Origin of the sequence: Pseudomonas sp. CCOS 191 (assembly GCF_001007005.1) — a bacterium.
Classification (GTDB): domain Bacteria; phylum Pseudomonadota; class Gammaproteobacteria; order Pseudomonadales; family Pseudomonadaceae; genus Aquipseudomonas; species Aquipseudomonas soli.
In genome coordinates this window covers 4,734,600-4,761,247 of sequence record NZ_LN847264.1, presented here as the reverse complement: position 1 = coordinate 4,761,247, position 26,648 = coordinate 4,734,600, and the positions used below count along the sequence as shown (strand labels likewise).

Below are 26,648 nucleotides of genomic sequence, written 5' to 3'. Positions count from 1 at the left end.
GGCGATGGGGCCAGTACAGGCTGCATGGCTTACTGGATCAGGCCGAATTCCCGGGCCAGCGCCTTGTAGTCCGCCACCTGCTTCTTCACATAGCCGTCCAGCTCTTCGCCGGTCATGGCGAACGGGAACAGTTCGCGCTGGTCACGCAACTTGGCGAATTCCTCCGAGGCCAGCAGCTTGTCGAACGAGGCCTTCCACCAGGCGTAGTCCTCGTCGCTGACCTTCGGCCCGAGGTAGAACCCGCGCACCACCGGCCAGACGATGTCGTAGCCCTGCTCCTTGGCGGTGGGGATGTCTTTCATCTCCGGCTCGTCCAGGCGGTTCTCGGAGAACACCGCGAGGATGCGCATGTTGCCGCTCTGGATGTGCGGCATGGAGTCGGAAATATCGGTGGAACCCACCTGGATGTGCCCGCCGAGCAGCGCGGTGGCGATCTCGCCGCCGCCTTCCAGGGCCACGTAGCGCAGGTCGCGCGGGTTGATGCCGGCGGCCTTGGCGATCAGCGCGGTCTGCATCCAGTCCTGGCTGCCGACGGTGCCGCCGGAGCCGATCACCACCTTGCTCGGGTCCTTCTTCAGGGCCGCGACCAGGTCATCGAGGGTCTTGTAGGGCGAGTCGCTCTTCACCGCGATGGCGCCATAGCTGGTGCCGACCGCCGCCAGCCATTTCACTGCGTTCTCGTCGAAGCGGCCGAACTTGCCCTGGGCCAGGTTCAGCAGCGAACCGCTGGACCAGGCCACCAGAGTGCCGGCATCGCCTGGCCGCTGGGCAACCACGGCGTTGTAGGCTACCGCGCCGACGCCGCCGGGCATGTAGGTCACGCGCATGGGCTTGCTGAGGATCTTCTCGTTGACCAGGGCGCTTTGCACCAGCTTGCAGGTCAGGTCGAAACCGCCGCCGGGCGAGGCCGGGGCGATGCATTCGGGGCGTTTGGGTTCGGCGGCCAGGGCGTTGCCGGCCAGCAGCAGGCAGCCGGTGGCCAGGACGAGGCGGCGCAGTGAAAAAGTCATCGTCTATCTCCGTGAGCGTTGTTGTTATGGGTTACCACAGAGCCACGCTGTAGCTCACCAGCAGCCGCACCTCGTCCGCGTCGCGGGCGAAGTTGGAGCGGAAGGTGGCGTTGCGCAGGCGCACGGCGACGTTCTTCAACGGGCCGCTTTGTACCACGTACTTCAGTTCGGTATTGCGTTCCCACTCCTTGCCCTCGCCGCCGGCGGCACGGCTGACGTTGTCGCCGCTGATGTAGCGGGTCATGAATGTCAGGCCGGGGATGCCGAGGGCGGCGAAGTTGTAGTCGTAGCGTGCCTGCCAGGAGCGCTCGTCGGCGCCTGCGAAGTCATTGATCTGGACGAAGTTGACCAGGTAGGGGTCGGCGCCATCGACGTAGGGGAAGGCGCTGTCGCCGGAGAGCTGCTGCCAGGCGCCGCTGACCTTGTGCCCGCCCAGGGTGTAGCTGAGCATGCTGTTGACGGTGGTGTTGTCGATCTTGCCGGCCTTGGCCGCGCCGGCATCGTCGCTGATCGCCAGGCGCAGGTCGGCGCCCAGGGTGCCCGGGCCCCACGGCTGGGTGGCGAGCATGCCGAGGAAGTGCTGGCGGTAGATGTCGTCGAGCTGGGCGAAGTGGTAGCTGCCGGTGATGCGGTCGGTGAACTGGTAGTCCAGGCCGCCGGTGTCGAAATGGTCGGCGCTGAAAGTGCCGCCGAAGCGACTGTTCTTGTTGTTGAGGGCCAGGTCTTCCCAGTTGGTGTCGTTGCGGTCCTTGGCTTTTTCCAGGCGGGCGCCGGTGAAGGTCAGGCCTTTGATCTCCTTCGAGGTGACCAGGCCGCCTTCGAAGGTCTGCGGCAGGATGCGCCCGTCGTTGGGCTGCAGCGTTGGCAGCTCGGGGATCAGCGTGCCGACCTTCAGTTCGGTCTGCGAGACCTTGACCTTGCCGGTCAGGCCGAGCTTGGAGTATTCGTCGGCAGCCTTGCCGTTGTCGTGGGTCGGCAGCAGGCCGGTGTCGGTGCGGTCCTTGCTGGAGTCGAGCTTGACCCCGAGCATGCCCAGCGCGTCCAGGCCGAAGCCCACGGTGCCTTCGGTATAGCCGGACTCGAAGTTGAGCATGAAACCCTGGGCCCATTCGTCGCGCTTGGATTGCTGCGCGCTGGTGCCGTCGCGGAAGTCGCGGTTGAAGTACATGTTGCGGGTTTCGAAGGTGGCCGTGCTGTCTTCGAAGAAGGCGGCCTGGCTCATGGGCGCGACACCGGCAAGGGCGAAGGCGCTGGCGAGGGCGGAAGGTCGGGCGGCGAGGGAACGGATAGGCGCGTACGCCTGCGGCTGCGTGGACAGCATCGTCGGTGACTCCATTTATTGTTCTTATGTGTTTGCACCTTGCTGGTGCTTTTTGCGGCGCGCGGGGCAGCCGTGGTGCGATGCTAGGTAACCAACCTTTCGCTAACCTTTCAGCGTGAAAGGTTTGTTGCGAGGGCTTCACAGCACTCGCCACGGCGGTACACTCCGCGCAAAAAGCCCAGCCGAACAGGGAGAATCCGATGCGTGTGCTGCTGGTCGAAGACCATCTGCAACTGGCCGAAAGCGTGGCCCAGGCCCTCAAGAGCCAGGGCCTGACCGTGGACGTGCTGCATGACGGCGTGGCCGCCGACCTGGCCCTGGCCAGCGAGGACTATGCCGTGGCGGTGCTGGATGTCGGCCTGCCGCGCATGGACGGCTTCGAAGTGCTGGCGCGCCTGCGCAGTCGCGGCAAGACCTTGCCGGTGCTGATGCTCACCGCCCGCAGCGATGTAAAGGACCGGGTGCACGGACTGAACCTCGGCGCCGACGACTACCTGGCCAAACCCTTCGAGCTGACCGAGCTGGAAGCAAGGGTCAAGGCCTTGCTGCGGCGCAGCGTGCTCGGCGGCGAGCGCCAGCAGCGTTGCGGCCCGCTGGTCTATGACCTGGATACCCGGCGCTTCGGCCTGGACGGCGAGCCGCTGACCTTGACCCAGCGCGAACAGAGCGTGCTCGAGGCACTGATTGCCCGCCCCGGTAGGGTGATGAGCAAGGAGCAGCTGGCGGCGCAGGTGTTCGGCCTCGACGAGGAGGCCAGCCCCGACGCCATCGAGATCTACATCCACCGCCTGCGCAAGAAGCTCGACGGCCACCCGGTGGCCATCGTCACCTTCCGTGGCCTGGGCTACCTGCTCGAGCACCGCGATGCGTGACAACGTCAGCCTGCGCGGGCGCCTGCTGGGCAACCTGGCGCTGCTGCTGGTGGTGCTGATGCTGGCCAGCGGCCTGAGCGCTTACTGGAATGGCCGCGAAGCCGCCGACACCGCCTATGACCGGACCTTGCTGGCGTCGGCGCGGACCATCGCCGCCGGCCTGTCGCAGCGCGACGGCACCCTCAGCGCCGATGTGCCCTACGTGGCCCTGGACACCTTCGCCTATGACAGCGCCGGGCGTATCTACTACCAGGTGCTGGACATCCAGCAGAAGCTCATCTCCGGCTACGAGCACCTGCCGCCGCCACCGCCGGGCACGCCGCGCACCGACGACTACCCGGCGCTGGCGCGTTTCTACAATGCCACCTACCTGGGCCAGGATGTGCGCGTGGTCAGCCTGCTCAAGGCGGTGAGCGAACCGAACATGAACGGCATGGCTGAGATCCGCGTGGCCGAGACGGAGGAAGCTCGGGTGCGCATGGCCCGCGGGCTGATGGCCGACACCCTGCTGCGCCTGGGGATGCTGGCCTTCGGCGCGCTGGTGATGGTGTGGTTCGCGGTGAGCGCCGCCCTGCGTCCCCTGGAGCGCTTGCGCACGGCGGTGGAAGAGCGCCAGCCGGACGACCTGCGCGCCTTGCCGGTGGTGCAGGTGCAGCGCGAACTGGGGCCGCTGGTGCGTGCCCTCAACCATTTCACCGAGCGGCTGCGTGGCCAGTTCGAGCGCCAGGCGCAGTTCATCGCTGATGCCGCCCACGAGCTGCGCACGCCGTTGGCGGCGCTCAAGGCGCGGGTCGAGCTGGGCCTGCGTTCACGGGAGCCGGAGGAGTGGCGCAAGACCCTGGAGGCGGCAGCCCTGGGCACGGACCGGCTCACCCACCTGGCCAACCAGCTGTTGTCGTTGGCGCGGGTGGAGAACGGCGCCCGGGCCATCGCCGAGGGCGGTGCCCAGCGCCTGGACCTGAGCCAGCTGGCCCGCGAGCTGGGCATGGCCATGGCGCCGCTGGCCCATGCCCGCGGCGTTGCCCTGGCGCTGGAGGCCGAGGCGCCGGTATGGCTCAAAGGCGAACCAACCTTGCTCAACGAGCTGCTCAGCAACCTGGTGGACAACGCCCTGGCCCACACCCCACCCGGCGGTGATGTGGTCCTGCGGGTACTGGCGCCGGCCGTGCTCGAAGTCGAGGACGACGGGCCGGGGATCCCGCAGGACGAGCGTGAGCGGGTGTTCGAGCGCTTCTACCGGCGCAGCGCCCAGGGCAGCGGGCTGGGGCTGGCCATCGTCGGCGAGATCTGCCGGGCGCACCTGGCGCAGATCAGCCTGCATGACGGCGAGCGCGGCGGGTTGAAGGTGCGGGTGAGTTTTATCGCGGATTGATGTCGGCAATCGCGGGGCTTGCCCCGCGATCAGCCCTGTCGATTCAGCGCAACATGCTCCGCGCATCCAGCAGTTCGGCGATATCCAGTTCGGTGCCATAGGGCAGCCCCAGGTGCCGGTAGGCGGGCAGGGCGGCCAGTGGCCGGCTGCGCTCGCGCTGGCTGATGCAGCGGGCGATCTGGACGATGTCGATGTAGTCGATCTGGTCGGTGCGCCGGTCAAGGTCCTGCACCTGGCTGGGCAGGTTGACCAGCTGCTCGGGGAACTCCCAGGCACTGAGGATCTTGTCGCCCAGCACCGGCTGGATCTGCTCGATCACGAAATGCAGGCAGATCGGGTCGGACAGCAGTTCGTTGTGCTCTTCGGCATAGATCAGCACCGGTAACGCGCCGATCTGGTGCACCAGGCCGCCGAGGGTAGCCTGGTCGGGCTTGAGTTGGGTGTAGCGTCGGCACAGTTCATAGCTGATGCCCGCCACATCCAGGCTGTTGGCCCAGATATCGCGCAATTTGTGTTCGACCGCCGGGGCCCGGGCATGGAAGATCTGTTCGATCACCAGGCCGATGGCCAGGTTGCAGCTGTAGTTGATGCCCAGGCGGGTGATCGCGGTGTGCAGGTCGGTGACTTCGACGGCGGCGCGCAGCAACGGGCTGTTGACCACCTTGATCAGGCGTGCCGACAGCGCGGCGTCGCGGCCGATCACCTTGCTCAAGGCGGACACGCTGATCTCGCTGTCTTCGGCGGCTTCGCGAATGCTCAGGGCAACTTCCGGAAGCGTCGGCAGGACCAGGTCGTCCCGGTCGATGGCGGCGAGCAATTGCGCTTGGACCTTCTCGGCCAGCTTGTTCATGGACTTCTCTACGGCAAAGGTGGTGCAGCCCCGGCGTGAAGCCGGGGCGGGCTGGTCAGCGCTGGATTTCCCGGTCGCGGTCCAGTTCGTAAGGCAGGTCGAGCAGCGTCAGGCGCGGGCCTTCGAGGCTGCCCAGGTGCAGGTTGTCGTCCACCACCGCATCGGCGCTGAGCACGGCCAGCAGTTCGACGGCGCTGCCGCTGCTGGCAGCGATCACCACTTCGCCGACCGACGAGCCGTGGGTTGGCGAGAAGATCTCGGCGCCCGGCTCAGGTACCGCTGTCTCGGCCAGCGCCAGGCGATACTGGCGGCGTTTGAGCTTGCCCAGGTACTGCATGCGGGCGACGATCTCCTGGCCGGTGTAGCAGCCCTTCTTGAAGCTCACGCCATCGACGGCCTGCAGGTTGATCATCTGCGGGATGAACAGCTCGCGGGTGGGGCCCATGACCTGGCCGATGCCGGCGCGCACCTGGCCGAGCAGCCAGTCGTTGAGGGTGCCCTCCGGGAGCGCGGCGACGAGCGTCTCGCGCACGGCGCTGGCCCGATCGGCAGGCGCCCACAGTTCGACCCGGCCAGCCGAGGCGCGGATGGCGATCAGGCCATCATGACGCGCGGTCGCGCCAGCCTCGTCCGCCACGCTCAGGCTCAGCGCCTGCAGGGCCGCGTCGCCGTCCTGCAAGCCGAAGCGCGCCCAGGCGGCGCTGTCGTCGCTCAGCGTGGCCTTGGAGAACACCGCGTACTTCTTCAGGTCGGCCAACTGCGCCTCGAGCAGCTCGCTGGCCATGGCCAGCAGGTAGCCGTTGCCCTCGGGCAGGATACGGAAGCTCGACTGCATGCGGCCCTTGACCATGCAGCGGGCACCAAGGCTCGCATGGGCTTCGCTGAGGTAGCTGATGTTGCAGGTCAGTTGACCCTGCAGGAACTTGCCGGCGTCGGAGCCGCGGACGGCGAGGATGCCCTCATGGGAGAGGGAACAGAAGAAAGCGGAATCGGCCATGGGTCATCGCGGTAGCTAAAAGACTGGCGGCCATCATAGAACGCCGGTAACAAAATAGGTAGGTGAGTAGACCAACGCCTTGTGCCGCTTCATTCGCTGCGCGGTATACTGCGCGACCATTCGAGGAGGGCCCCATGGTCGAACAAACTGAACTCAATCGGCTTTTCTGGCACAGCCGTCGCGGCATGCTGGAACTGGACGTGCTGCTGGTACCGTTCACCCAGGAAGTCTACCCGAGCCTGAGCGAAGCGGACCGCGAGCTGTACCGTCGCCTGCTGACCTGCGAGGACCAGGACATGTTCGGCTGGTTCATGGAGCGTACCGAGTCCGAAGATCCGGAGCTGCAGCGCATGGTCCGCATCATCCTGGATCGTGTCCAGCCCAAGTGATTGTTTCGAGTGCCGTTGGCAGGGCTCACGCCTGTTGCTGGCGGCCTACCTCGCCTGCCTGGCGCTGGCGCTCATCGCCGGCGTTGTGGTCGCGTTGCCCGGTTGGCTAAAGGGCCTGCTGGTCATTGCCTGCCTTGCCCACGCCTGCTGGGCCATCCCCCGCCGAATCCTGCTGTCCCACCCTGGCGCCGTCACCGGCCTGCGTCGTGAGCCGCGTGGCTGGCATATATACAGCCGTGCCCGGGGGTGGCAGCCGGCGCGCCTGTGCCGTGACAGCGTTGCCTTGCCCGCAGTGGTAGTGCTGCGCTTCGTGCGCAAGGGGCAATGGTTCAGCCAGAGCCAGTGCATCCCCAAGGACGCCCTGGCGCAGGAGCAGCATAGAAGGCTGCGGGTGCGGCTGAAGTTCAGCCGGCGCCGCTGGGCCGCGCCGGCCTGAAGGGTCAGACCCCCTGCGGGATCTCTTCGCCGCCGAGTGCTTCGAACAGCACCGGCAGGAACTCGGTGAAGGTCATCATCATCAGCAGGAAGCTGGCGTCGAACTGTTGCTGGGCCTCGTCGCCACCATCCTGCTCGGCCTGCTCTTGCAGCAGCTCCTCGAACTTCAGGCGTTTGATCACCATCTTGTCGTCGAGCACGAACGACAGTTTGTCCTGCCAGGCCAGGGCCAGCTGGGTGACCACCTTGCCGGTGCTCAGGTGCAGCTGGATTTCCTCGCCGGTCAGGTCCTGACGCTTGCAGCGCACGATGCCACCGTCTTCGGCGGTGTCACGCAGTTCGCACTCGTCGAGGACGTAGAAGCCTTCGGCGGCCTGTTGCGACTTGACCCAGTCGGTCATGGTCGCGCTTGGCGCGATCTTCACGGTGGCCGGGCGCACCGGCAGCGAACCGATCACTTCACGCAGGGTCGACAGCAGGTCCTCGGCGCGCTTGGCGCTGGCCGAGTTGACCAGGATCATGCCCAGGCGCGGGGCGATGGCGGCGAAGATCATCGAACGACGAATGAAAGCGCGCGGCAGGAAGGCCTGGATGATCTCGTCCTTGATCTGGTCGCGTTCCTTCTTGTAGACCTTGCGCATCTGCTCGGCCTCGATCTCCTCGACCTTCTCCTTGACCGCGTCGTTGACCACGCTGCTGGGCAGGATGCGCTCTTCTTTACGTGCGGCGATCAGCATGAATTCGCCACTGACGTGAACCAGGGGGGCATCCTCGCCCTTGCCGAACGGTGCGACGAAACCGTAGGTGGTCAGTTCCTGGCTGGCGCAGGGGCGGGCCGGCTTGCTGGCCAGGGCGGCCTCCAGAGCCTCGGCCTCGAACGGTACTTCCTGGGTCAGGCGATAGGACAGCAGGTTCTTGAACCACATGAGGGGGAATCTCTCCTTAATACATAAGGCGGGCATTATTCTCCGAGCGACGGTTCCAGGCCAACCCTGTCAGAGGGCCAGCAGTCCTATATAGAGGAAGAAAATCGCGGCGCGGCTAGGTCTTTGAAAGGCCTGGAAATTTTTTTCAAAATTTTTGAAAAAAGTGCTTGCCAGGGTAGGAGGTCCTCCGTAGAATGCGCGCCACACCGAGACGAAGGGTGATTAGCTCAGCCGGGAGAGCATCTGCCTTACAAGCAGAGGGTCGGCGGTTCGATCCCGTCATCACCCACCACTCGATGTATAGCGCGGCGGTAGTTCAGTCGGTTAGAATACCGGCCTGTCACGCCGGGGGTCGCGGGTTCGAGTCCCGTCCGCCGCGCCATATTAAGCTTCCAGGGCCCACTGAACACCCGGAAGCAACAGAGAAAGCGACCTTAGGGTCGCTTTTTTTGTTTCTGGCGTTGCGTCAGAATCCCCCTGTCCGCCGCAAGTGGCCAGCAGGCCTTGCGCCGGTTCCTACCGCAAGCAAGAGACCGACCATGCAGGATGCCAGCCTCTCTCCCGCTCCGCCACACGCCACTCCCTTGCTGGGAATCGACCTGGGTACCACCAACAGCCTGATCGCCGTCTGGCAGGATGGCGAAGCGCGGCTGATCGCCAATTCCCTGGGCGAGGTGCTGACGCCGTCGGTGGTCAGCGTCGATGACGATGGCAGCATCCTCGTCGGCCAGGCCGCCCGGGCGCGCCTGACCACCCACCCGCAACGCAGCGCCGCGGCGTTCAAGCGCTTCATGGGCAGCGACAAGCGTTATGCCCTGGGCGAACACCGCTTCACCCCTGAAGAACTGTCGGCGCTGGTACTGGGTTCGCTCAAGCAGGACGCCGAGGCCTATCTGGGCTGCCCGGTGAGCGAAGCGGTGATCTCGGTGCCGGCCTATTTCAGCGACGAGCAGCGCAAACGCACGGTGTTCGCGGCTGAACTGGCCGGGCTCAAGGTCCAGCGGCTGATCAACGAGCCCACCGCCGCCGCCATGGCCTACGGCCTGCATGAGCAGAAGTTCGAGCGCACCCTGGTGTTCGACCTGGGCGGTGGCACCTTCGACGTCACGGTGCTGGAGTACGCCCTGCCGTTGATCGAGGTGCATGCCTCTACCGGCGACAACTACCTGGGCGGCGAGGATTTCACCGAGGCGCTGCTGCAGGCCTGCCTGCGTGACTGGAACCTCAAGGCCGAAGACCTGGAGCCCCAGGCCCTGGCCAGCCTGCACGACGCCATCGAGCAGCTCAAGTGCGAAGTGGGCGAGGGCAGTCGCACCTTTGCCTGGAGCATGGATGGCCAGCCCCGCGAGTGGCAGTTGGACGACCAGAAGCTGCAGGCGATCTGGGCACCCTTGCTGGCACGGGTACGCACCCCCATCGAACAGGCCCTGCGCGATGCCCGCTTGAGCCCGCGCGAGCTGGACAGCCTGGTGCTGGTCGGCGGTGCCACGCGCATGCCGCAGGTGCAGCAACTGGTGGCCAAGCTGTTTGGTCGCCTGCCGTACCGGCACCTGGACCCGGATACCATCGTCGCCCTAGGCGCCGCCAGCCAGGCAGCGTGCAAGGCCCGCGACGCGGCCATCGACGAACTGATCCTGACCGATGTCTGTCCCTATACCCTCGGCGTGGCCTCGTCCCGGGGCGAAGATGTCACCGGCGCCTTCTCGCCGATCATCGAGCGCAATACGATCATCCCCACCTCCAAGGTGCAGCGTTTCTACAGCAGCCACCCGGAACAGAAGTTCGTGCGCATCGCCGTGTACCAGGGCGAGCGGCCATGGGTGCGGGACAACATCCTGGTGGACAGTTTCGAGATTCCGTTGCAGCCGACCGGCGAGATCCAGTCGCTGGACGTGCGCTTCAGCTACGACATCAACGGCCTGCTGGAAGTGGACGTGACCTTCCTCGAGAGCGGCCAGAAGCACAGCCACAGTATCGACCGCAGCCCCACCGGGCTGGATGCGCAGGCACGCCAGGCCAGTGAGGAGCGCCTGGCAAAATTGAAGATCCACCCACGTGACACGCTGCCCAACCGCACCTTGCTGGCCCGCCTGGAGCGAGCCTGGATGCAGAGCCTGGGCGACGAGCGCGAGCTGATCGGCAGCTGGCTGGACGCCTTCAATGCCGTGCTGGCCGGGCAGCAGGCCGGCGAGATCAGCCGTGAGCGCCTGGCATTGAGCCAGGCGCTCGACGAGCTGCGTTACTGAGCGTTGAGCCGGCGCAGGGTGGCCTGTAGGCCGCCCTCCAGCGGCTGCCCTTTGCCCGGTACCGGGCCGTAACGGTTTGGCAGCTTGTCGCCGGGCAGGCCCAGCAGCACCAGTGACGAGAACGGCAGCACGCGGGTCAGCACCATCATCAGCAGCAGTGCCGGCACGCCGTGGCCGAGGTCGCGCAGGCGGCGCAGGAAGCCGCTGATCGAAAGGATGCTGATCGCCACCAACATCGCCGGGATATGCAGCATCAGGCTGGCGCCCAAGGCGATGATTGCCACGTGCACCGCCAGGCCCGTGCGGTTCAGTCGACTCTTGAGCTTCCAGAACGCCCACATCGGCGCCGGCGGCTCCTTGACCATGTCCAGCAGCAGGCGTTCGCTCCATGACAGCACGGCCATGATCGCGCAGCGCAGGCCGGGGTCCTGTTCCGGGTCGTCCTTGATCTTTTGCAGGGCGCGCAGAACCCGGGTCTTGGGTGGGGTGCAAGTGTTCAGCAGGCTGTGCAGCGCATCCAGTACCTCGTCGACCGTGCGGCTGTCGAGACCTTGCGCGCGTATCGCGGCAGCCGGCGGGTGCTTGGCCTGGCCGTCCAGCAGCCCCCGGCGCAGTGCTTCGAACCAGTCGTCTTGCAGGTCCAACGCCTGCATGCGGTCGCGCAACGCGCAGCGTTGTGGTTCATCCAGCGACGGATCGTGGTGCAGCACTGCGCAGAACAGCAGGTAGCCCAGCGCATAATCGGTACGTAGCCCGCCGTCGTCGTTGTCCAGGCAAGCCAGCAGTTGCGCGGCGTTTGGCAGGCGCGTGCTGTTGAGCGCCTGCTGCAAGGTCAGCAGGCGTGCCGAGATCAGGGCTTGTACCGGGTCGCGGATATCCAGGCTGCCGAGCAGCCCGCTGGCGCCTTCGGGGCTGGTCAGCAGTTGACCGAGCAGGGCGTGTGTCGGAGCGAACGGATGCTCGGCCGGGTAGTGCAACTGCCCGGGCAAGGCCGGCTCGATCATTGCCAGCCAACGTGAAGGTTGCTCCAGCAGCGCCAGCATGAACAGCTGCTGGCGGTGCCACTGCCACAGTGCCTCCCCTTCGGGCATCGGGGGTAACAGGACCCCGGCTTCGGCCAGGCGGTCCTGCAGTTGCAGGGCGAATGGCGTGGTGAACAGGCGGCGCATGTCGAACTGACGGTTGAGCGTGTGCAGGGCATGGGCCGGGTAGACCCGCATGCGGCGCAGCCATTCACGGCAGACCGGGCGAATGGCATCTTCGGTCAGGGCCTCGGGCAAGGTAGCCGCCGGATCATCGCTGGCGCTGAGCTGCGTCAGCGCCTGGACCACAGGAGCCTGGTCGAGCCAATGCAACTGCTGGTTCGCCTGGCGTTGGAAGCCTTCGAGGATCAGCGCGTCGAGGGCGTCCTCGGCCGGTGGCTGGGCGAGGACCAGGCGCAGCAAACCGGCCTCGCCGCGCTGCAGGGCCCAGGCATGCCAATACAAGCGGTGCAGATTCTGCTCCGGCTGCTCCTGCAGCAGCCAGGCCAGCAGCGGCAGTTCGTCGTCGCCGTCCAGATGCCAGTCGACGAAGGTGCTGGCGATGCCGTCCAGCCCCAGGCGCGAGGCTTCGGACCAGCGCGCCAAGGTCTGCGCTGACTGCCCCGGGCTGCCCCATGCCTGGGCCGGGTCGCCAAGGTCTTGGGGCCAGCCGGCTGGCGTGTGCAGGCGGTCGAAGGCCTGGATCAGCAGGGGCAGGCGCTGGGGCTGATGGCGGGCACAGAGGTCGATCAGCCAGCGCTCGGCCTGTGGATGCTGGTGTTGGCGGTACAGCCGCAACCAGCAGTCCAGGGCTTGTTGCTCGGCCCCCAGGGCATCGGCCTGGCGGGCCAGCAGGTAGAGCAGGTCGGCATCGTCCGGGGTTTGCCCCTGTTGTGCCTGGAGCAGTCCGTGGAAGGTCCGGCTGGCGATGCCGGCCTGGCTGAACTGCACCAGCAGGCGCTGTACCAGTGCCGGGTCGTCCGGGATCGCCAGGCAGGTATGCACGCTGGCGAACTGCTCGTACTCGAACAATGGGCGGTGCTGGTAACAGTACTCGAGGCTGCGGAAATACCACAGGCTCTCCATCTGCGCCGGGGCTGGCCAGTCGCGCACGCAGGCGGTATCGAAGGGATCCGGCTGCGCGAGACGGTCGAGGAAGGCTTCCACTTCGTGGGGGTTGTCCAGGCGCAGCAATTGCTCGGCCCAGCCCAGGCGCCGGGCCAGCAGACCCGCGCAGTGATGGGACAGCGGCCCGCAGTCGCGCAAGGTGTGCAACAGTTGCCAGCCGAGATCGTCCAGTTCGTCCAGTGGCAGTTCGTCCAGCTCGGCGATGTAGCCCTGCCAGGCTTGTGGGTCGAAGCGCAGGGACGGCTCCTCGAGCAGGCGATGGAAGTGCTGCAGCGCCGGATGGGGAGTGTCCTCGGCGACCCTTGGCTCGGCCTCGTGGGTTTCCTGCTCGCGGGCCAGGCGCAGCGCTTCCTCGTATGCCGCACGCAGGGCCTGGAAACCTTCCGGATCGGTTTCCGGATGGTGCGCGGGCAGGCGGCCGCGGTAGGCCAGGCGGATGGCGTCCAGGTCCTGGGTCGGTTCGATCCCCAGGCGAATCCAGCAACTCATGACCAGCAGTCCTCTTCCAGGGTGGTGGGGCGCGCCGGCTCCGGCAGGTCCATGTCCCAGGGCAGCCCGGCCAGCAGCTCATGGGCGCCGAGGCGCAGGTTAAGCAGGATGCAGCGGTTCCAGTGTTCGCTGCCTTGGCGCTCGAGATCGGCAGCCAGGGTCTCGTCGCTGCTGTCGCTGACATTCCACAGCGCCTTGCCGAACAGGTAGCCGGCCAGGTAGCAATCCCAGCGGTTGTAGTAGTGGCGGGCGCGCAGCGCCAGGCGGTAGTGCAGGTAAAGGCTTTCGTCGCGATCGATCAGGCCTTTCTTGACCCCGGCGCGCAGCAGGAAGCTCATGCGCCCCAGGTCCCAGGCGCGGGTGCCGCCCGGGCCGCAGTCGGGGAAGGTGCGGGCGGCATATTCGTGGCGGATGCGTTCGCGTGGGGGCAGGGTGTCGAGCAGGGCCTGCCACTGGCTGGGCAGGCAGCGCTGGTACTGCCAGTAGGCTTCGCTCATTTCGGTGGCGTGGCCGTTGTCGGCCATGTTCAGCATGTCCAGCAACTGGGCGCGGTCGCTGATCCCCCACCAGCGCTCCAGATCGGTCTGGTCTTCGCCTTCGAAGTAGTCGGGGGCGGTGTAGCTGGCGCCGTTGAGGGCGGCCATGGGGGCGGAGAGGGCATGCAGCCAGTGCTGCGCGGTTTCGTCCATGAAAGGGGTCCTGGAGGCGCTGGGAACTGGCGTGGATTGTATAGGAATCCGCGGGCTGGGTTGTCAGGGGTATGCCCCGAGCCGATAAGCTTCGGCCACCTCCCGGAGCACCTCGCACACCCACTGCGCCGGCAGGCTCTGTGCCAGGGCGGCATTGCGGCAGATCCCCACCGAGCCGCCTGGTTCGCGCACGCCCAGGTCGAGTTCGGCCAGTTCGCCCCGCCCGAGGTCGATCAGCACGGCGTCGCGCGGGGCCACCCAGACCGCCTCGCTGCCCAGCACGTAGCGCCTGCTCAAGGCTAGCGACAGGGTTTCCAGGCGTTGTGCCGGCAGCGGGATGGCGCATTGCACGAACAAGCTGTCGGCGTGCTGGCGAATGGTCGTGCCGGGTGGCGGCAGCACCAGTGGATAGGCACCGACCTGCCTGTGGTCAATGGGCTGGGCCGCCAGCAGTGGATGCCCGGGGCGCACCACCAGCGTCATCGACTCGCTATACAGGTGCTCGAACGACAGCCCCTGGATCTGCGGGCTGTCGGTCATGCGACCGATCACCAGTTCCAGCTCGCCAAGGTGCAACTGCCCAAGCAGCTGGGCGCTGGCCCCGGTCACCACGCTGATTACCAATGCCTCGTGCTGCTGGTGCAGGCGGCACAGCACCTCGGGCATCAGCAGCCCTTCGACTGTCGACAGCACGCCGATACGCACCTGCGACGGCGCTCGAGCCTCACCGCGCACACTGCCGACCCCGTCACGCAGTGCCTGCACGCTGGGGCCGGCATAGCGCATGAAACGGGTACCGGCCGGGGTCAGGGCGACGCCCTGGTGGCTGCGCTCGAACAGGCGAGCTTCCAGCAGATCCTCCAACTCCTTGAGGGTCTTGGAGATCGCTGGCTGGCTGATCGCCAGCACGTCGGCGGCCCTGGCCAGGCTGCCCTGCCGGGCAATCTCCAGGAAGCACAGCAGATGGCGGAACTTGATGCGGGTATCGAGGTTCATGCCCGGCAGTGTATCCGCGCAGGCCAGACCTGCAACGTCTGGTTGCTCCGTGCGAGCATCAGCTACGGGCCAGTTCGACTTCGGCGCCGCGCAGGCGCGCCGTCCACACCCGCAAGGCTTGTGTCGGGTCCTCCAGGCAGCGCCCGTCGTGCAGGCAAAAATGCTGCTTGTAGAGTGGCGCCGCGACTACCAGTTCGCCCTGCAGGCTGGCCAGCAGCCCGCGCCCGATGATATTGGCGCCGGAGCGCGGATCGCGGTTTTCCAGCGCGTAGACCTGTCGATCCCGCCCCGGCAGGTAGAACAACGCGACCTGCTCGCCTTCATGCCACACCACCACCCCGGAGTCGGCGACCAGGTCACTGGCCTGGCACACCGCCTGCCAGCGGGTTTCACTTGCTACAGCCGTGTTGGACAGGTTCATCACATTGTCTCCTCATGGGTGGGAATCAGCTGCAGGGGCGCCGCCGGCCGGCGTTGGCCTCGCTCGCGCACGAAGTGCACATCCGGATCGGCGCGTTGGTCATTGACGAAGGTGCGGAAGCGCTTGAGCTTTTCCGGGTCGCCCAAGGCGTTGGCCCATTCGCATTCGTAGCGGTCGACCACCTGCTGCATCTGCGTCTCGAGTTCGCGGGCCAGGCCCAGGCTGTCGTCGATCACCACCTGCTTGAGGTAGTCGAGCCCGCCTTCGAGGCCCTCGCGCCACACCGAGGTGCGCTGCAGTTTGTCGGCGGTGCGGATGTAGAACATCAGTACGCGGTCGATCAGGCGCACCAGGGTCTCGTCGTCCAGGTCGGTGGCGAACAGTTCGGCGTGGCGCGGGCGCATGCCGCCATTGCCGCACACGTACAGGTTCCAGCCCTTGTCGGTGGCGATCACGCCGATGTCCTTGCTTTGCGCCTCGGCGCATTCGCGAGTGCAGCCAGACACTGCGAACTTGAGCTTGTGCGGCGCGCGCAGGCCCTTGTAGCGGTCCTCCAGGCGCAAGGCCATGGCCACGCTGTCCTGCACGCCATAGCGGCACCAGGTGCTGCCGACGCAGGATTTCACCGTGCGCGTCGACTTGCCGTAGGCGTGCCCGGTCTCGAAGCCGGCGTCGATCAGCTCGCCCCAGATCAGCGGCAGCTCGTGCAACTGGGCACCGAACAGGTCGATGCGCTGGCCGCCGGTGATCTTGGTATAGAGGTCGTACTTCTTTGCCACCTGGCCGATCACGATGAGTTTTTCCGGGGTGATCTCGCCGCCGGGAATGCGCGGCACCACCGAGTAGGTGCCGTTCTTCTGCATGTTGGCCATGAAGGTGTCGTTGGTGTCCTGCAGCGGCACCAGCGCCGGGTCCATGATCGGCTGGTTCCAGCACGAGGCGAGGATGTTGCCCACCGCCGGTTTGCAGATGGCGCACCCCACTTGGCCTTTGCCATGGCGTTCGAGCAGCTCGCTGAAGGTCTGGATGCCCTCCACACGCACCAGCCCGTAAAGCTCCTGGCGGGTGTAGGCGAAGTGTTCGCACAGGCTCTTGTCGACGGTCACGCCGCGGGCAGTCAGTTCGTGCTCGAACACTTGCTTGAGCAGCGCCGCGCAACCGCCGCAACCGCTGGCCGCCCTGGTGCAGGACTTGACGGCGGCGAGGTCGCCGCAGCCACTGTCGATGGCAGCGCACACCGCGCCCTTGCTGACGTTGTGGCACGAGCAGATGGTTGCGCTGTCGGGCAAGGCATCGGCGCCCAGCGCCGGTGCGCCGCTGCCCTGGGGCAGAATCAGCGCGGCCGGGTCGGCCGGTAGCTTGATGCCGTTCTGGGCGTATTGCAGCAGGGTGTCGTAGTAGCTGTTGTCACCCACCAGTACCGCGCCAAGCACACGCTTGCCGCTGGCATCGACCACCAGGCGCCGGTACGAAGCCGTGGCCTCGTCGATGAAGCGGTAGCTGCGCGCGCCCGGCGTGACGCCCTGGGCATCGCCGATGGAGCCGACGTCCACCCCCAGCAGCTTGAGCTTGGTCGACATGTCGGCGCCGCTGAATTCGCCCGCCGATTCGCCCATCACCAGGGCAGCCAGGTTACGCGCCATGGCGTAGCCCGGGGCGACCAGGCCGAACACACTGCCGTTCCACGAAGCGCATTCGCCAATGGCGAAGATGCGTGGGTCGCTGGAGCGGCACTGACTGTCGATCACCACGCCGCCGCGAGGGGCGATCTCCAGGCCGCAGGCGCGGCCCAGGGCATCCTGCGGGCGAATGCCGGCGGAGAACACGATCAGGTCGGTTTCCAAGTGTTCGCCGCCATCGAAGTTCATGCGGTAGCGGTAGTGTTCGCCAGCGCTGATCGACTGGGTGGCGCGGGCCAGGTGCACGCCCACGCCCAGCGCCTCGATGCGCGCCTTGAGCGCCGCGCCGCCCTCGCCATCCAGCTGGACCGGCATCAGGCGCGGCGCGAACTCCACCACATGCGCTTGCAGGCCTAGCGACTTGAGGGCGTTGGCGGCTTCGAGGCCGAGCAGGCCGCCGCCGACCACCACGCCACGGCGGGCGCTGCCGGCGGCGGCGCGGATCGCATCGAGGTCTTCGAGGGTGCGATAGACCAGGCGCGCATTGCCGCTGGACCCTTCGATGGGCGGCACGAACGGGTAGGAACCGGTGGCCAGGATCAACTGGTCGTAGCCGAGGCGGCCTTCGGCGGTGATCACTTCCTGGCGTTCGCGATCGATGTCCAGTACCGCCTCGCCCAGGTGCAGGTGCACGCCGTTGCTCGCATAGTAGTCGCGGTCGCACAGGGCCAGGGTTTCGGCGCAACTGCCGGTGAAATATTCCGAGAGGTGCACTCGGTCATAGGCGCGCTGACGCTCCTCGGCGAATACGTGCAGTTCGAAGCGCGCCAAGGCGCCGCGCTCGATCAGTTGCTCGACGCAGTGATGGCCGACCATGCCGTTGCCGACGATGACCAGTCGCGCTCGTTGTGCTTCGTTCGCTGTTGCCTGCATAGCCGATCCTCGATCACGGAAAAACGAAAAAGGCGCCTGGAGCCGAAGCTCCAGGCGCCTTTGCCTGTACTCATCAGTGTGAGGCCCCTGTCGACCGCCGTTGGTCGTTGGGGCTGTTGTACTTCGTTGAAAAGCAGGGAGTGTGCCAAGCGGCCACTCAACGGCAGTCCTCACGGGCCTCATCGCCGGCAAGCCGGCTCCCACAGGGCTGCGGACCCATTTGCGGCGTACCCTTGTGGGAGCCGGCTTGCCGGCGATGAGGCCGTTACGGGCACAACGAAGGTGCAAGCCTCACCAGCCTGGTGCATCAATACACATCCCGTCGGTAGCGCTTGTCCCGCGCCAACCCCTCGACGAACGCCGCTGCCGCGCCCTCGTCCAGGCCGCCGTGCCGCGCCACGAGCTGACGCAAAGCCGCGTCCACATCCCGGGCCATAAACCGGGCATCGCCACAGACATACACATGCGCGCCGTCCTGCAACCAGCGCCACAGCTCGGCGCCGTGCTCCAGCAGGCGGTGCTGCACATAGACCTTTTGCGGCTGGTCACGCGAGAACGCAGTGCTCAGACGCACATGCCCGCTGGCCTCCCAGGCCTGCAATTGTTCGCGGTAATAGAAGTCGCAGGCGGCATGCTGCTCACCGAAGAACAGCCAGTTGCGCCCCTTGGCCCCACGTATCTCGCGCTCTTCAAGGAAGGCGCGGAAGGGGGCGATACCGGTACCAGGGCCGATCATGACGATGGGCACCCCGTCGTCCTCGGGCAGGCGGAAGTGTTTCGATGGCTGGGCAAATATCCCGACCTCCAGCGCCGCTGCCCGGTCCGCGAGGAAGCTCGAACAGACGCCCTTGCGCTCGCCATGGCGCACGATGGACACGGTCAGGTGCACCTGGCCGGGATGAGCCCGGGGGCTGGAGCTGATCGAGTACAGGCGCGGCTGCAAGGGTTTGAGCAGCGACAACCAGTTGCCCAGCGGCAAGGCCTGGGGGTGTTCGCGCAGCACGTCGGCCAGCTGGCGGCCCCACAGCCATTCCTTGAGTTCGTCCTTGCATTCTGGCAGCAGCAGGCGTTGCAGGTCGGGAGCGTGCTGGCTGAAGGTTTCTAGCTGCTGGCGGCTGACCTGGGTGATGTCCAGGTGCCGCTCCAGCGCGGTTCGCAGGGGCATTGGGGCATGGCCCTCGAGTTCGATCTCGATTTGGCCTTCCAGCTGCATCAGCGTGAGCAGCTCGTCGACCAGATCCGGGCAATTGCGCGGCCATACGCCCAGGGCATCGCCAGGTTGATAGCGCAGGTCGCTACCGGACAGGTCGAAAACCAGTTGGCGAGTCTCCTTGGTTGAACCGGGCCCGCTGAGCAGGCGGTTCTCCCGCAAGGTGGCAGGCCAGGGCTGATGTTTGCCGTGGGCGGCGACCGGCGCGGCAGGGGCTACCGGGCCACCGCCAAGCTCGGACAACAGGGCATCGAGCCAAGCGCCGAAGGCCGCCTCGCAATCCGGCTCGCAGTCGACCCGGTCCAGCAGGCGCCGGGCGCCCAGGTCGGCCAGGCGTTGGTCGAGCTTGCGGCCGAAGCCGCAGAACTGATCGTAGCTTGAATCGCCCAGGGCCAGCACGGCGTAAGGGAGGGTGGCGCAACTGGCGCCTTCGTCGTCCTGCAGCGCCCGCCAGAACGCGGTGCCGCTGTCCGGCGCATCACCGTCGCCGAAGGTGCTGGCGATCAGCAGCAGGCTGGCGGCTCCTCGCAGTTGGGATGGACGGACCGTCTCCATGCAACTGAGCACGACCATCAGCCCCGCCTCGCGCAGGCGTTGGGCGCAGCGTTCGGCGAGGTGCTCGCCATTGCCGGTCTGCGAGGCCCACAGCACGTGGTGGCGAGGGCTTTCCAGCGCTGCTTGCGGCGCCGGCGCGGGCCGGGCGAACAGGCCGGCCAGCAGGCCGTCGACGAACAGGCGTCGTTCCGGCGCCAGGGGCGCACCGGGCGGCAGGCAAGGCACGTTCTCGGTGCTGGCCTGGCTCAGGCCGAGCAGGAAACCTTGCAGGTAATGGCGCTCTTCCTCGGCCAGGACCGGAGCCGGCAAAGCCTCCAGGCCGAGAAGGCGGGACAGGGTGGCGGTGGGCATGGCGATGGGCTCCGGGGGAAGCGTCAGTTCGAGGGCTTCGATGCGCTCGCCGGCGACCCGCTCCAGGGCCACGGCACAATGCTTGAAGGCCGGTTGCAGCGAGGTTGGGTCCACCGCGTCGCAGGTCACCGCGTTGATTGCCAGTTGCTCGCCGTACAGATCGTTCCAGTGAAACGGGGCGAAACAGTTGCCTGGCAGTACCCGCTCGCTGAGCCGCGCCGGCAGCACGGCCTGGCCACGGCGCGAGCGGATCGCCACCTGGTCCTTGGGTGCGATACCCAGGCGCCGGGCGTCGTCGGGATGGATCTCGACGAAGGGGCCGGGCTCCAGCTTGTTCAGGCTGGGTACCTGGCCGGTCTTGGTCAGCGTGTGCCACTGGTGCTGGACGCGGCCGGTGTTGAGCACGAAGGGGTAGGCATCGTCGGGCAGCTCCGCCGGCGGCAGCCAGGGGCGGGCGAAGAATCGGGCCTTGCCGGTGGGCGTCGGAAACACCGGCGTCTGTGGGGCGTCTGGCGCGACATAGCGCAGCGGGCTGCGAGCATCCTTGCGCCCCGGCGCGCTTGGCCACTGCCGCGGGCCCTGGCGCAGGTCGCTATAGTCGATGCCGCGCAGGTCGTAACCGGTGTGCGGGTTGTGGAAGCGGCGGATCTCATCGAACACCGCTTCGGCGTCGCGGTAGTCGAAGGCGTGCGCATAACCCAGGGCACAGGCGATGCGCGCGATCAGGCGCCAGTCCTCGAGGCTTTCGCCGGGCGCCTCGACGGCGCGGGGCATCAAGGTCAGGTTGCGCTCGCTGTTGATCATCACCCCCTCGCCCTCGGCCCACAGTGCCGCCGGCAGCAGGATGTCGGCGTAGCGGTTGGTCTCGGTGTCGAGGAAGGCGTCCTGGCTGATCACCAGTTGTGCCTGGCGCAGGCCGTCGATCACCTGCTGGCGGTTGGCGACGCTGGCCACCGGGTTGCTGCAGATGATCCAGCAGGCTTTCACCTCGCCAAGCTTGAGTTGCTCGAACAGTGCCACGGTGCCTTCGCCCCCTTCACTGTGCAGGGTGCCGGGGGGCAGTTGCCATTGCGCTTCGACGAAGGCGCGGTCGGCCGCCACCTGCGCCGAACGCTGGCCGGGCAGGCCCGGCCCCATGTAACCCATTTCGCGGCCGCCCATGGCATTGGGTTGGCCGGTCAGCGAGAACGGCCCGCTGCCGGGGCGGCAGATGGCGCCGGTGGCCAGGTGCAGGTTGCACAGGGCATTGCTGTGCCAGGTACCGTGGATGCTCTGGTTCAGGCCCATGGTCCAGCAGCTCATCCATTCGCCCGCCTCGCCGATCAGACGGGCGGCTTCGCGGATGTCGGCCTCGGCCAGCCCGGTGATGGCCGCGACGCGTGCGGGGGTGTAGTCCTCGAGAAACGCCGGCAGTGCCTCCCAGCCTTCGGTGTGGTGGGCGATGAAATCCGCGTCGGTATGGCCATTGGCGTGCAGCAGGTGCAGCAGGCCATTGAGCAGGGCCAGGTCGGTACCCGGGCGCAGTTGCAGGAACAGGTCGGCCTTGTCGGCAGTGGCGCTACGCCGAGGGTCGACGACGATCAGCCTGGCGCCGGCCTTGAGCCGGTCGAGCAGGCGCAGGAACAGGATCGGGTGGCAGTCGGCCATGTTCGCGCCGATCACCAGGAACACCTCGGCGCGCTCGAAATCCTGGTAGCTGCCGGGTGGGCCGTCGGCGCCCAGCGATTGCTTGTAGCCGCTGCCGGCACTGGCCATGCACAGGCGTGAGTTGGACTCGATATGGCGGGTGCGGATGAAACCCTTGGCCAGCTTGTTGGCCAGGTACTGGGCCTCCAGCGACATCTGCCCGGAGACATAGAGGGCCACGGCGTCGGCGCCATGGGTATCGATGATCGTGCGCAGGCGCCTGGCCGTCTCGGCGATGGCGGTCTCCAGCGGGCGACGGGCTGGTTGCTGGCTGCGCTGGTCACGGACGAACGCGTGGGCCATGCGCCCGGCCTCCAGCGGTACATGGGCGGTCAGCCCCTTGGTGCACAGGCGCCCGAAGTTGCTGGGGTGCTGCTTGTCGCCGCTGACCTTGACGATCTTGCCTTCGCTCACGTGCATGACGATGCCGCATCCGACCCCGCAATACGGGCAAACACTGCGCACTTCACTGCCGCTCATCACGATCTCCTGCTGACGAAACGACAAAGGCGCCGGCTGCCCGGCCTGCAAGTGGCAAGCGGGGCAACACGGCGCCTTTGTCGTGGAGGGAGGACCATCGGCGTTGATGGCCTCGATGCCTTGCCGGCAGCAAATCCCGGGCCATATCACGGTGGGGCGCGTCTGTGCGGTGTGAGTGGGCTCGCCCGGCGAGGGGCGCGCACCGATATGGGGAGCGGTGCACCAGTGGATGGCGCCGGTCGACTTATGGATATATGATTCGCATACGTTTCATATATAGGTAACCGCACATGGGCATCGTCAAGATCGCCGACGACCTCCACGAAGACCTGCGCGTGGCCAGCGCCGCGCTGTCGCGCTCGATCAACGCCCAGGCCGAGCACTGGATCCGCATCGGCATGCTGGCCGAGTTGCACCCGCAGGCCACCTACCAGGAACTGCTGCGCCAGTTGCTGCGCCAGGAGCAGGCCAATCTCAAGGAGCTGCTGCAATGAGCAAGGTCATCCTCAAGGACCCCGCCCAGCTCGAATTGATGCGCCGTGCCGGCCAGTTGCTGGCGCGGGTATTCGCCGACCTCGACGGTTTCATCCGCCCCGGCGTGACGACCATGCAGATCAACGACCGCGCCGAGGCCTTCATCGTCCAGACCCTCAAGGCGCGGCCGGCGAGCAAGGGCCAGTATGGTTTTCCCTTTGCCCTGAACACCTCGGTGGACCATGTGGTCTGCCATGGCATGCCCAAGGCCGACGAGGTGCTGAAGGAGGGTTCGATCGTCAACGTCGACATCACCCTGGAGCAGGGCGGCTATATCGCCGATTCGTCGAAGATGTACAGCATCGGCCAGATCGGCGAAGAGGCCCAGCGGCTGGTGGACACCACCTATGCGGCGCTGTGGAAGGGCATCGAGCAGGTGCGCCCCGGCGCGACCCTCGGTGATATCGGCCACGCCATCCAGGCTCATGCCGAGGCCGCTGGCTACAGCGTGGTGCGCGAGTATTGCGGGCACGGCATCGGCACGCAGATGCATGAGGCGCCGGAGGTGCTGCACTACGGCCAGCGTGGCACGGGCATGCAGCTGCAACCGGGGATGGTGTTCACCATCGAACCGATGATCAACCAGGGAGGGCGCGGGACCCGCGGTTTGCGCGATGGCTGGACGGTGATTACCCGTGACCGGAGCCTGTCGGCGCAATGGGAGCACACCGTGGCAGTGACGCAGAGCGGCGTCGAGGTGCTGACCTTGCGCGAGGAGGAACGCGTGGCGCAGGGCGATGGGCGAACGCCCCTCGGAGCCATGGTCTAGGCTGAAACCTACCGGTACCGGCCCACGCCCCACTACAAATGCCGGCCCGGCAACCATTGGAGTCCCTGGGAGGTGCGCCATGAGCCTGCTGCTCGAACCCTACACCCTGCGTCAGCTGACCCTGCCCAACCGTATCGCCGTTTCCCCCATGTGCCAGTACTCCGCCGTCGACGGCCTGGCCAATGACTGGCACCTGGTGCACCTGGGCAGCCGCGCTGTCGGTGGCGCCGGCCTGGTGATCAGTGAAGCGGTCGCGGTCACCGCCGATGGGCGCATCACTGCAGAAGACCTCGGCCTGTGGAGCGACGAGCAGATCCCCGCGCTGCAGCGCATCACCCGCTTCATCACCGCCCAGGGCGCCGTCCCCGGCATCCAGCTGGCCCACGCCGGACGCAAGGCCAGCACCCACAGGCCGTGGCTGGGCAAGCACGGCAGCGTCAAGCTCGAAGACGGCGGCTGGCAGCCGGTAGGACCCTCCAGGATTGCCTTCGACCCCGAGCACACCGTCCCCCATGAACTGAGCAAGGACGAGATCCAGGAGGTCGTCAACGCGTTCGTCGCCGCCACCGAGCGAGCCTTGAAGGCCGGCTTCAAGGTGGTCGAGATTCACGCCGCCCACGGCTACCTGCTGCACCAGTTCCTCTCGCCGCTGAGCAACCAGCGCCGCGACGAGTACGGCAGCTGCTTTGAAAACCGTATCCGCCTGACCCTGCAGGTCGTCGAGGCGGTGCGCCAGGCCTGGCCACAGGAACTGCCGCTGTTGGTACGGGTGTCGGCCACTGACTGGGTGGAGGATGGCTGGAACCCGGACGAGACCGTGGAGCTGGCCCGCCGGCTGCGCGCCCTGGGCGTCGACCTGATCGACGTGTCGTCGGGAGGGACCTCGGTCAATGCAGAGATCCCCACCGGCCCCGGCTACCAGACCCGTTTCGCCGAGCGGGTGCGCAAGGAGTCGGAGATCGCCACCGGCACCGTCGGCATGATCACCGAGCCAGCCCAGGCCGAGCATATCCTGCGTACCGGCCAGGCCGATGTGATCTTCCTCGCCCGCGAACTGTTGCGCGACCCTTACTGGCCACTGCACGCCGACGACGACCTGGGCGGCAACAAGGCGACCTGGCCGGCGCAATACCAACGCGCGACAAGCCGGGCCAACCCGATCCACGAATCGGACTTGCGCGACTGACTCAGCTGCAGGCGGCTTGGCTGAGGATGTCGCTGACCCACTGGTTGATGCTCTTCTGCGCCAGCTCGGCCTTGGCCGCCACGCTGGCGTGGAGAGTAGGCTCCAGGCGCAGGCTGAGTTTGCCGGAGTAGGTTTTCTGCGGTTCACGCCCCAGGCGCCGACAGGTTTCGAGGTAGTCGTCGACAGCTTCCTCGAACGCCTGGCGCAATTCACTGATCGACTCGCCATGGAAGCCGATCACGTCGCGGATCCCGGCGACATGGCCGATCAGCAACTGGTCTTCGTCGCTGTATTCGATGCGCGCCGAGTAGCCGCGGTAATTCATCACATTCATGGTGTAACTCCTGCCTGCTCCAGGAACTGGCGGGCATCGCGCACCTGATAGGGTTTGGCGTGCCGATCGGGGTGAGGGCGATGAAAGGTCGCAACCTCACCGTTGAGTTCGAAGCGCACACGTGAGCCTCTACCCTCGACAACCCGGGCACCGAGCGAGATCAGCAGGGATTCCAGGCGCGACCAGTCCAGCGTTCGGGGAACGGGCTTGTTGAAGACAAGTTCGAGTAACGCACGTTGACGATTATTCATGGTATCAGTCTGTGATACCAGCGCCATTGAACTCAATAGATCGGCGGTAGGGTGTAGCTCAGGCGATAGGCAGGAAAAATCGCGTTGCTTTGCAGGAAAAAAGCCGGTGAGTGTTTCCCCCACCGGCTAGTCGTGCATCAGTGCTTGAACATCACATGGCGCACACAGGTGTAGTCCTCCAGCCCGTACATCGACAGGTCCTTGCCATAGCCGGAATGTTTTTGCCCGCCGTGCGGCATCTCGCTGACCAGCATGAAATGCGTGTTGACCCAGGTGCAGCCATATTGCAGCCGTGCGGCCAGGCGGTGGGCGCGTCCGCTGTCACGGGTCCACACCGACGAAGCCAGGCCATACTCCGAGTCGTTGGCCCATTCCAGAGCCTGGGCTTCATCGCTGAAGCGGGTGACCGACACCACCGGGCCGAACACCTCGTGGCGGACGATTTCGTCGTCCTGCAGCGCATCGGCCAGCACGGTCGGGGCGAAGAAGAAGCCATCGCCGGGCAGTGCCTTGCCACCGGTGACCAGGCGGATGTGCGGCTGGGCGATGGCACGGTTCACCAGGCCGGCGACCTTGTCGCGATGCTGGGCGCTGATCAACGGGCCGAGTTCGGTGTCGGCCGCCTGCTGTGGGCCTGGCTTGATGCTCGCCACCGCCGCGCCCAGGCGTTCGACGAAGCGTTCGTAGATGCCGTCCTGCACGTACAGCCGGCAGGCGGCGGTGCAGTCCTGCCCGGCGTTATAGAAGCCGAAGGTGCGGATGCCGTCGATGGCCGCGTCGAGGTCGGCGTCGTCGAATACCAGCACCGGCGCCTTGCCGCCCAATTCCATGTGCATGCGTTTCACGCTGTCGGCGGTGGCGCCAATGATGTGCGCGCCGGTGGGGATGGAGCCGGTCAGCGACACCATGCGCACCTTGGCATGGGTGACCAATGGGTTGCCGACGGTCTGGCCACGGCCGAAAAGGATATTGAGCACGCCAGCCGGCAGCAGCTCACGAACCAGTTCGCCAAGGCGCAGGGCCGTCAGCGGGGTCAACTCCGATGGCTTGATGACCACGGTGTTGCCGGCAGCCAACGCGGGGGCGATCTTCCAGGCCAGCATCATCAGCGGGTAGTTCCACGGCGCGATGGAGGCGACCACGCCCAGCGGGTCGCGGCGGATCATCGAGGTGTGTCCGGGCAGGTACTCGCCCGCCGCCAGGCCACCCAGGCAGCGTGCCGCGCCGGCGAAGTAGCGGAACACGTCGGCAATGGCCGGGATCTCGTCGCCGAGCGCCGCGGCATAGGGTTTGCCGCAGTTGTCCGACTCCAGCCGGGCCAGTTCCTCGGCGTGTCGTTCGATGACCTCGGCAATCGCCAGCAATGCGCTGGCGCGTTCCTTCGGGGTGGTCTGCGACCAGTGCTGGAAGGCTTGGTCGGCGGCACGCACGGCGGTGTCTACCTGGGCTTCGGTGGCTTCGTTGATCTGCGCCAGGGCGCTGCCCTTGGCCGGGTCGAGCACGGTCCAGGCCGGGCCTTCGCCGTTCACCAGATGACCGTTGATCAGCATTCGGGTTTGCATGGGGGACTCCTCCAG

General features: G+C 66.6%; 22 protein-coding genes and 2 tRNA genes. 10 read left to right on the top strand and 14 right to left on the bottom strand.

The window, feature by feature from the left end:
- Positions 1 to 29: 29 nt before the first annotated feature.
- Together CCOS191_RS21240 and CCOS191_RS21235 are read right to left on the bottom strand one after the other, a co-directional pair.
- On the bottom strand, positions 30 to 1,010 hold the full coding sequence (locus tag CCOS191_RS21240; RefSeq protein ID WP_046856875.1) for a Bug family tripartite tricarboxylate transporter substrate binding protein: 981 nt from the start codon (positions 1,008 to 1,010) through the stop codon (positions 30 to 32).
- 31 nt (positions 1,011 to 1,041) lie between these two features.
- Positions 1,042 to 2,331 (bottom strand): OprD family porin, encoded by a 1,290-nt coding sequence (locus CCOS191_RS21235; RefSeq protein WP_046856874.1) that lies wholly within the window; start codon positions 2,329 to 2,331, stop codon positions 1,042 to 1,044.
- A gap of 200 nt (positions 2,332 to 2,531) precedes the next feature.
- On the opposite strand from CCOS191_RS21235, the gene CCOS191_RS21230 reads away from it, so the two are divergent.
- Together CCOS191_RS21230 and CCOS191_RS21225 are read left to right on the top strand one after the other, a co-directional pair.
- On the top strand, positions 2,532 to 3,203 hold the full coding sequence (locus CCOS191_RS21230; protein ID WP_046856873.1) for a response regulator: 672 nt from the start codon (positions 2,532 to 2,534) through the stop codon (positions 3,201 to 3,203).
- Positions 3,196 to 4,575 (top strand): sensor histidine kinase, encoded by a 1,380-nt coding sequence (locus CCOS191_RS21225; protein ID WP_046856872.1) that lies wholly within the window; start codon positions 3,196 to 3,198, stop codon positions 4,573 to 4,575. The genes CCOS191_RS21230 and CCOS191_RS21225 overlap by 8 nt, the downstream gene beginning before the upstream one ends.
- Before the next feature lie 43 nt (positions 4,576 to 4,618).
- Here CCOS191_RS21225 and CCOS191_RS21220 read toward each other — a convergent pair whose 3' ends face one another.
- Positions 4,619 to 5,425 (bottom strand): HDOD domain-containing protein, encoded by an 807-nt coding sequence (locus CCOS191_RS21220; protein ID WP_023632685.1) that lies wholly within the window; start codon positions 5,423 to 5,425, stop codon positions 4,619 to 4,621.
- Between the two features lie 55 nt (positions 5,426 to 5,480).
- Positions 5,481 to 6,422 carry a CAF17-like 4Fe-4S cluster assembly/insertion protein YgfZ gene (gene ygfZ / locus CCOS191_RS21215; RefSeq protein ID WP_046856871.1) on the bottom strand — a complete coding sequence of 314 codons (942 nt, stop codon included), beginning with the start codon at positions 6,420 to 6,422 and terminating at the stop codon, positions 5,481 to 5,483.
- A gap of 134 nt (positions 6,423 to 6,556) precedes the next feature.
- On the opposite strand from ygfZ, the gene CCOS191_RS21210 reads away from it, so the two are divergent.
- The gene (locus tag CCOS191_RS21210) at positions 6,557 to 6,811 is read left to right on the top strand and encodes an FAD assembly factor SdhE (protein WP_023631750.1); all 255 of its coding nucleotides are present in this window, start codon (positions 6,557 to 6,559) and stop codon (positions 6,809 to 6,811) included.
- A complete protein-coding gene (locus CCOS191_RS21205) occupies positions 6,795 to 7,247 on the top strand; it encodes a protein YgfX (RefSeq protein ID WP_046856870.1) in 453 nt (150 codons plus the stop codon). Before CCOS191_RS21210 ends, CCOS191_RS21205 begins: the two co-directional genes overlap by 17 nt.
- 4 nt (positions 7,248 to 7,251) lie before the next feature.
- Here CCOS191_RS21205 and rdgC read toward each other — a convergent pair whose 3' ends face one another.
- Complete coding sequence (rdgC, locus tag CCOS191_RS21200) at positions 7,252 to 8,172, bottom strand: recombination-associated protein RdgC (protein WP_023631647.1); 921 nt, start codon at positions 8,170 to 8,172, stop codon at positions 7,252 to 7,254.
- A gap of 216 nt (positions 8,173 to 8,388) precedes the next feature.
- On the opposite strand from rdgC, the gene CCOS191_RS21195 reads away from it, so the two are divergent.
- The 3 genes from CCOS191_RS21195 (at position 8,389) to CCOS191_RS21185 (ending at position 10,418) form a co-directional block, all read left to right on the top strand.
- Positions 8,389 to 8,464, top strand: a tRNA-Val gene (locus CCOS191_RS21195).
- 13 nt (positions 8,465 to 8,477) lie between these two features.
- Positions 8,478 to 8,554: transfer RNA gene (locus CCOS191_RS21190), tRNA-Asp, on the top strand.
- A 157-nt stretch (positions 8,555 to 8,711) separates the two neighbouring features.
- Complete coding sequence (locus CCOS191_RS21185; protein ID WP_046856869.1) at positions 8,712 to 10,418, top strand: molecular chaperone HscC; 1,707 nt, start codon at positions 8,712 to 8,714, stop codon at positions 10,416 to 10,418.
- Here CCOS191_RS21185 and CCOS191_RS21180 read toward each other — a convergent pair.
- The 6 genes from CCOS191_RS21180 to CCOS191_RS21155 all read right to left on the bottom strand — a co-directional run bounded on the left by CCOS191_RS21180 (position 10,412) and on the right by CCOS191_RS21155 (position 21,997).
- Positions 10,412 to 13,057 carry a DUF805 domain-containing protein gene (locus CCOS191_RS21180; RefSeq protein WP_046856868.1) on the bottom strand — a complete coding sequence of 882 codons (2,646 nt, stop codon included), beginning with the start codon at positions 13,055 to 13,057 and terminating at the stop codon, positions 10,412 to 10,414. The two genes, CCOS191_RS21185 and CCOS191_RS21180, sit on opposite strands and share 7 nt — an antisense overlap.
- Entirely contained in the window at positions 13,054 to 13,746 is a 693-nt protein-coding gene (locus CCOS191_RS21175) for a DUF1266 domain-containing protein (RefSeq protein WP_046856867.1), read from the bottom strand. The genes CCOS191_RS21180 and CCOS191_RS21175 overlap by 4 nt, the downstream gene beginning before the upstream one ends.
- A 63-nt stretch (positions 13,747 to 13,809) precedes the next feature.
- Positions 13,810 to 14,742, bottom strand: coding sequence for a pca operon transcription factor PcaQ (pcaQ, locus tag CCOS191_RS21170; RefSeq protein ID WP_046856866.1), 933 nt, complete (start codon positions 14,740 to 14,742; stop codon positions 13,810 to 13,812).
- A gap of 58 nt (positions 14,743 to 14,800) precedes the next feature.
- Complete coding sequence (gene nirD / locus CCOS191_RS21165; protein WP_046856865.1) at positions 14,801 to 15,163, bottom strand: nitrite reductase small subunit NirD; 363 nt, start codon at positions 15,161 to 15,163, stop codon at positions 14,801 to 14,803.
- A complete protein-coding gene (gene nirB, locus CCOS191_RS21160; protein ID WP_046856864.1) occupies positions 15,163 to 17,715 on the bottom strand; it encodes a nitrite reductase large subunit NirB in 2,553 nt (850 codons plus the stop codon). The genes nirD and nirB overlap by 1 nt, the downstream gene beginning before the upstream one ends.
- Positions 17,716 to 18,022: 307 nt before the next feature.
- Complete coding sequence (locus tag CCOS191_RS21155; RefSeq protein ID WP_046856863.1) at positions 18,023 to 21,997, bottom strand: bifunctional nitrate reductase/sulfite reductase flavoprotein subunit alpha; 3,975 nt, start codon at positions 21,995 to 21,997, stop codon at positions 18,023 to 18,025.
- A 290-nt stretch (positions 21,998 to 22,287) separates the two neighbouring features.
- Between CCOS191_RS21155 and CCOS191_RS21150 the strand changes: the two genes are divergently transcribed.
- The 3 genes from CCOS191_RS21150 to CCOS191_RS21140 all read left to right on the top strand — a co-directional run bounded on the left by CCOS191_RS21150 (position 22,288) and on the right by CCOS191_RS21140 (position 24,486).
- Positions 22,288 to 22,491 (top strand): ParD-like family protein, encoded by a 204-nt coding sequence (locus CCOS191_RS21150; protein ID WP_046856862.1) that lies wholly within the window; start codon positions 22,288 to 22,290, stop codon positions 22,489 to 22,491.
- Complete coding sequence (map, locus tag CCOS191_RS21145; protein WP_046856861.1) at positions 22,488 to 23,300, top strand: type I methionyl aminopeptidase; 813 nt, start codon at positions 22,488 to 22,490, stop codon at positions 23,298 to 23,300. The genes CCOS191_RS21150 and map overlap by 4 nt, the downstream gene beginning before the upstream one ends.
- 79 nt (positions 23,301 to 23,379) lie before the next feature.
- Positions 23,380 to 24,486 carry an NADH:flavin oxidoreductase/NADH oxidase gene (locus CCOS191_RS21140; RefSeq protein ID WP_046856860.1) on the top strand — a complete coding sequence of 369 codons (1,107 nt, stop codon included), beginning with the start codon at positions 23,380 to 23,382 and terminating at the stop codon, positions 24,484 to 24,486.
- 1 nt (position 24,487) lies between these two features.
- On the opposite strand, the gene CCOS191_RS21135 is transcribed toward CCOS191_RS21140, so the two are convergent.
- From CCOS191_RS21135 to CCOS191_RS21130, 3 genes are all read right to left on the bottom strand, one after another.
- The gene (locus CCOS191_RS21135; RefSeq protein ID WP_023631076.1) at positions 24,488 to 24,820 is read right to left on the bottom strand and encodes a type II toxin-antitoxin system HicB family antitoxin; all 333 of its coding nucleotides are present in this window, start codon (positions 24,818 to 24,820) and stop codon (positions 24,488 to 24,490) included.
- Positions 24,817 to 25,071: a type II toxin-antitoxin system HicA family toxin gene (locus CCOS191_RS27670; RefSeq protein ID WP_082120533.1), complete on the bottom strand. Its 255-nt coding sequence runs from the start codon at positions 25,069 to 25,071 to the stop codon at positions 24,817 to 24,819. Before CCOS191_RS27670 ends, CCOS191_RS21135 begins: the two co-directional genes overlap by 4 nt.
- Positions 25,072 to 25,208: 137 nt before the next feature.
- Positions 25,209 to 26,633 (bottom strand): gamma-aminobutyraldehyde dehydrogenase, encoded by a 1,425-nt coding sequence (locus CCOS191_RS21130; protein ID WP_046856859.1) that lies wholly within the window; start codon positions 26,631 to 26,633, stop codon positions 25,209 to 25,211.
- Positions 26,634 to 26,648: the final 15 nt, after the last annotated feature.

Bases quoted from the DNA above. Each gene is read 5' to 3' on its own strand.
- CCOS191_RS21240 (WP_046856875.1), bottom strand. From the start codon at position 1,010: ATGACTTTTTCACTGCGCCGCCTCGTCCTGGCCACCGGCTGCCTGCTG.
- CCOS191_RS21235 (WP_046856874.1), bottom strand. From the start codon at position 2,331: ATGCTGTCCACGCAGCCGCAGGCGTACGCGCCTATCCGTTCCCTCGCC.
- CCOS191_RS21230 (WP_046856873.1), top strand. From the start codon at position 2,532: ATGCGTGTGCTGCTGGTCGAAGACCATCTGCAACTGGCCGAAAGCGTG.
- CCOS191_RS21225 (WP_046856872.1), top strand. From the start codon at position 3,196: ATGCGTGACAACGTCAGCCTGCGCGGGCGCCTGCTGGGCAACCTGGCG.
- CCOS191_RS21220 (WP_023632685.1), bottom strand. From the start codon at position 5,425: ATGAACAAGCTGGCCGAGAAGGTCCAAGCGCAATTGCTCGCCGCCATC.
- ygfZ (WP_046856871.1), bottom strand. From the start codon at position 6,422: ATGGCCGATTCCGCTTTCTTCTGTTCCCTCTCCCATGAGGGCATCCTC.
- CCOS191_RS21210 (WP_023631750.1), top strand. From the start codon at position 6,557: ATGGTCGAACAAACTGAACTCAATCGGCTTTTCTGGCACAGCCGTCGC.
- rdgC (WP_023631647.1), bottom strand. From the start codon at position 8,172: ATGTGGTTCAAGAACCTGCTGTCCTATCGCCTGACCCAGGAAGTACCG.
- CCOS191_RS21185 (WP_046856869.1), top strand. From the start codon at position 8,712: ATGCAGGATGCCAGCCTCTCTCCCGCTCCGCCACACGCCACTCCCTTG.
- CCOS191_RS21180 (WP_046856868.1), bottom strand. From the start codon at position 13,057: ATGAGTTGCTGGATTCGCCTGGGGATCGAACCGACCCAGGACCTGGAC.
- CCOS191_RS21175 (WP_046856867.1), bottom strand. From the start codon at position 13,746: ATGGACGAAACCGCGCAGCACTGGCTGCATGCCCTCTCCGCCCCCATG.
- pcaQ (WP_046856866.1), bottom strand. From the start codon at position 14,742: ATGAACCTCGATACCCGCATCAAGTTCCGCCATCTGCTGTGCTTCCTG.
- nirD (WP_046856865.1), bottom strand. From the start codon at position 15,163: ATGAACCTGTCCAACACGGCTGTAGCAAGTGAAACCCGCTGGCAGGCG.
- nirB (WP_046856864.1), bottom strand. From the start codon at position 17,715: ATGCAGGCAACAGCGAACGAAGCACAACGAGCGCGACTGGTCATCGTC.
- CCOS191_RS21155 (WP_046856863.1), bottom strand. From the start codon at position 21,997: ATGAGCGGCAGTGAAGTGCGCAGTGTTTGCCCGTATTGCGGGGTCGGA.
- CCOS191_RS21150 (WP_046856862.1), top strand. From the start codon at position 22,288: ATGGGCATCGTCAAGATCGCCGACGACCTCCACGAAGACCTGCGCGTG.
- map (WP_046856861.1), top strand. From the start codon at position 22,488: ATGAGCAAGGTCATCCTCAAGGACCCCGCCCAGCTCGAATTGATGCGC.
- CCOS191_RS21140 (WP_046856860.1), top strand. From the start codon at position 23,380: ATGAGCCTGCTGCTCGAACCCTACACCCTGCGTCAGCTGACCCTGCCC.
- CCOS191_RS21135 (WP_023631076.1), bottom strand. From the start codon at position 24,820: ATGAATGTGATGAATTACCGCGGCTACTCGGCGCGCATCGAATACAGC.
- CCOS191_RS27670 (WP_082120533.1), bottom strand. From the start codon at position 25,071: ATGAATAATCGTCAACGTGCGTTACTCGAACTTGTCTTCAACAAGCCC.
- CCOS191_RS21130 (WP_046856859.1), bottom strand. From the start codon at position 26,633: ATGCAAACCCGAATGCTGATCAACGGTCATCTGGTGAACGGCGAAGGC.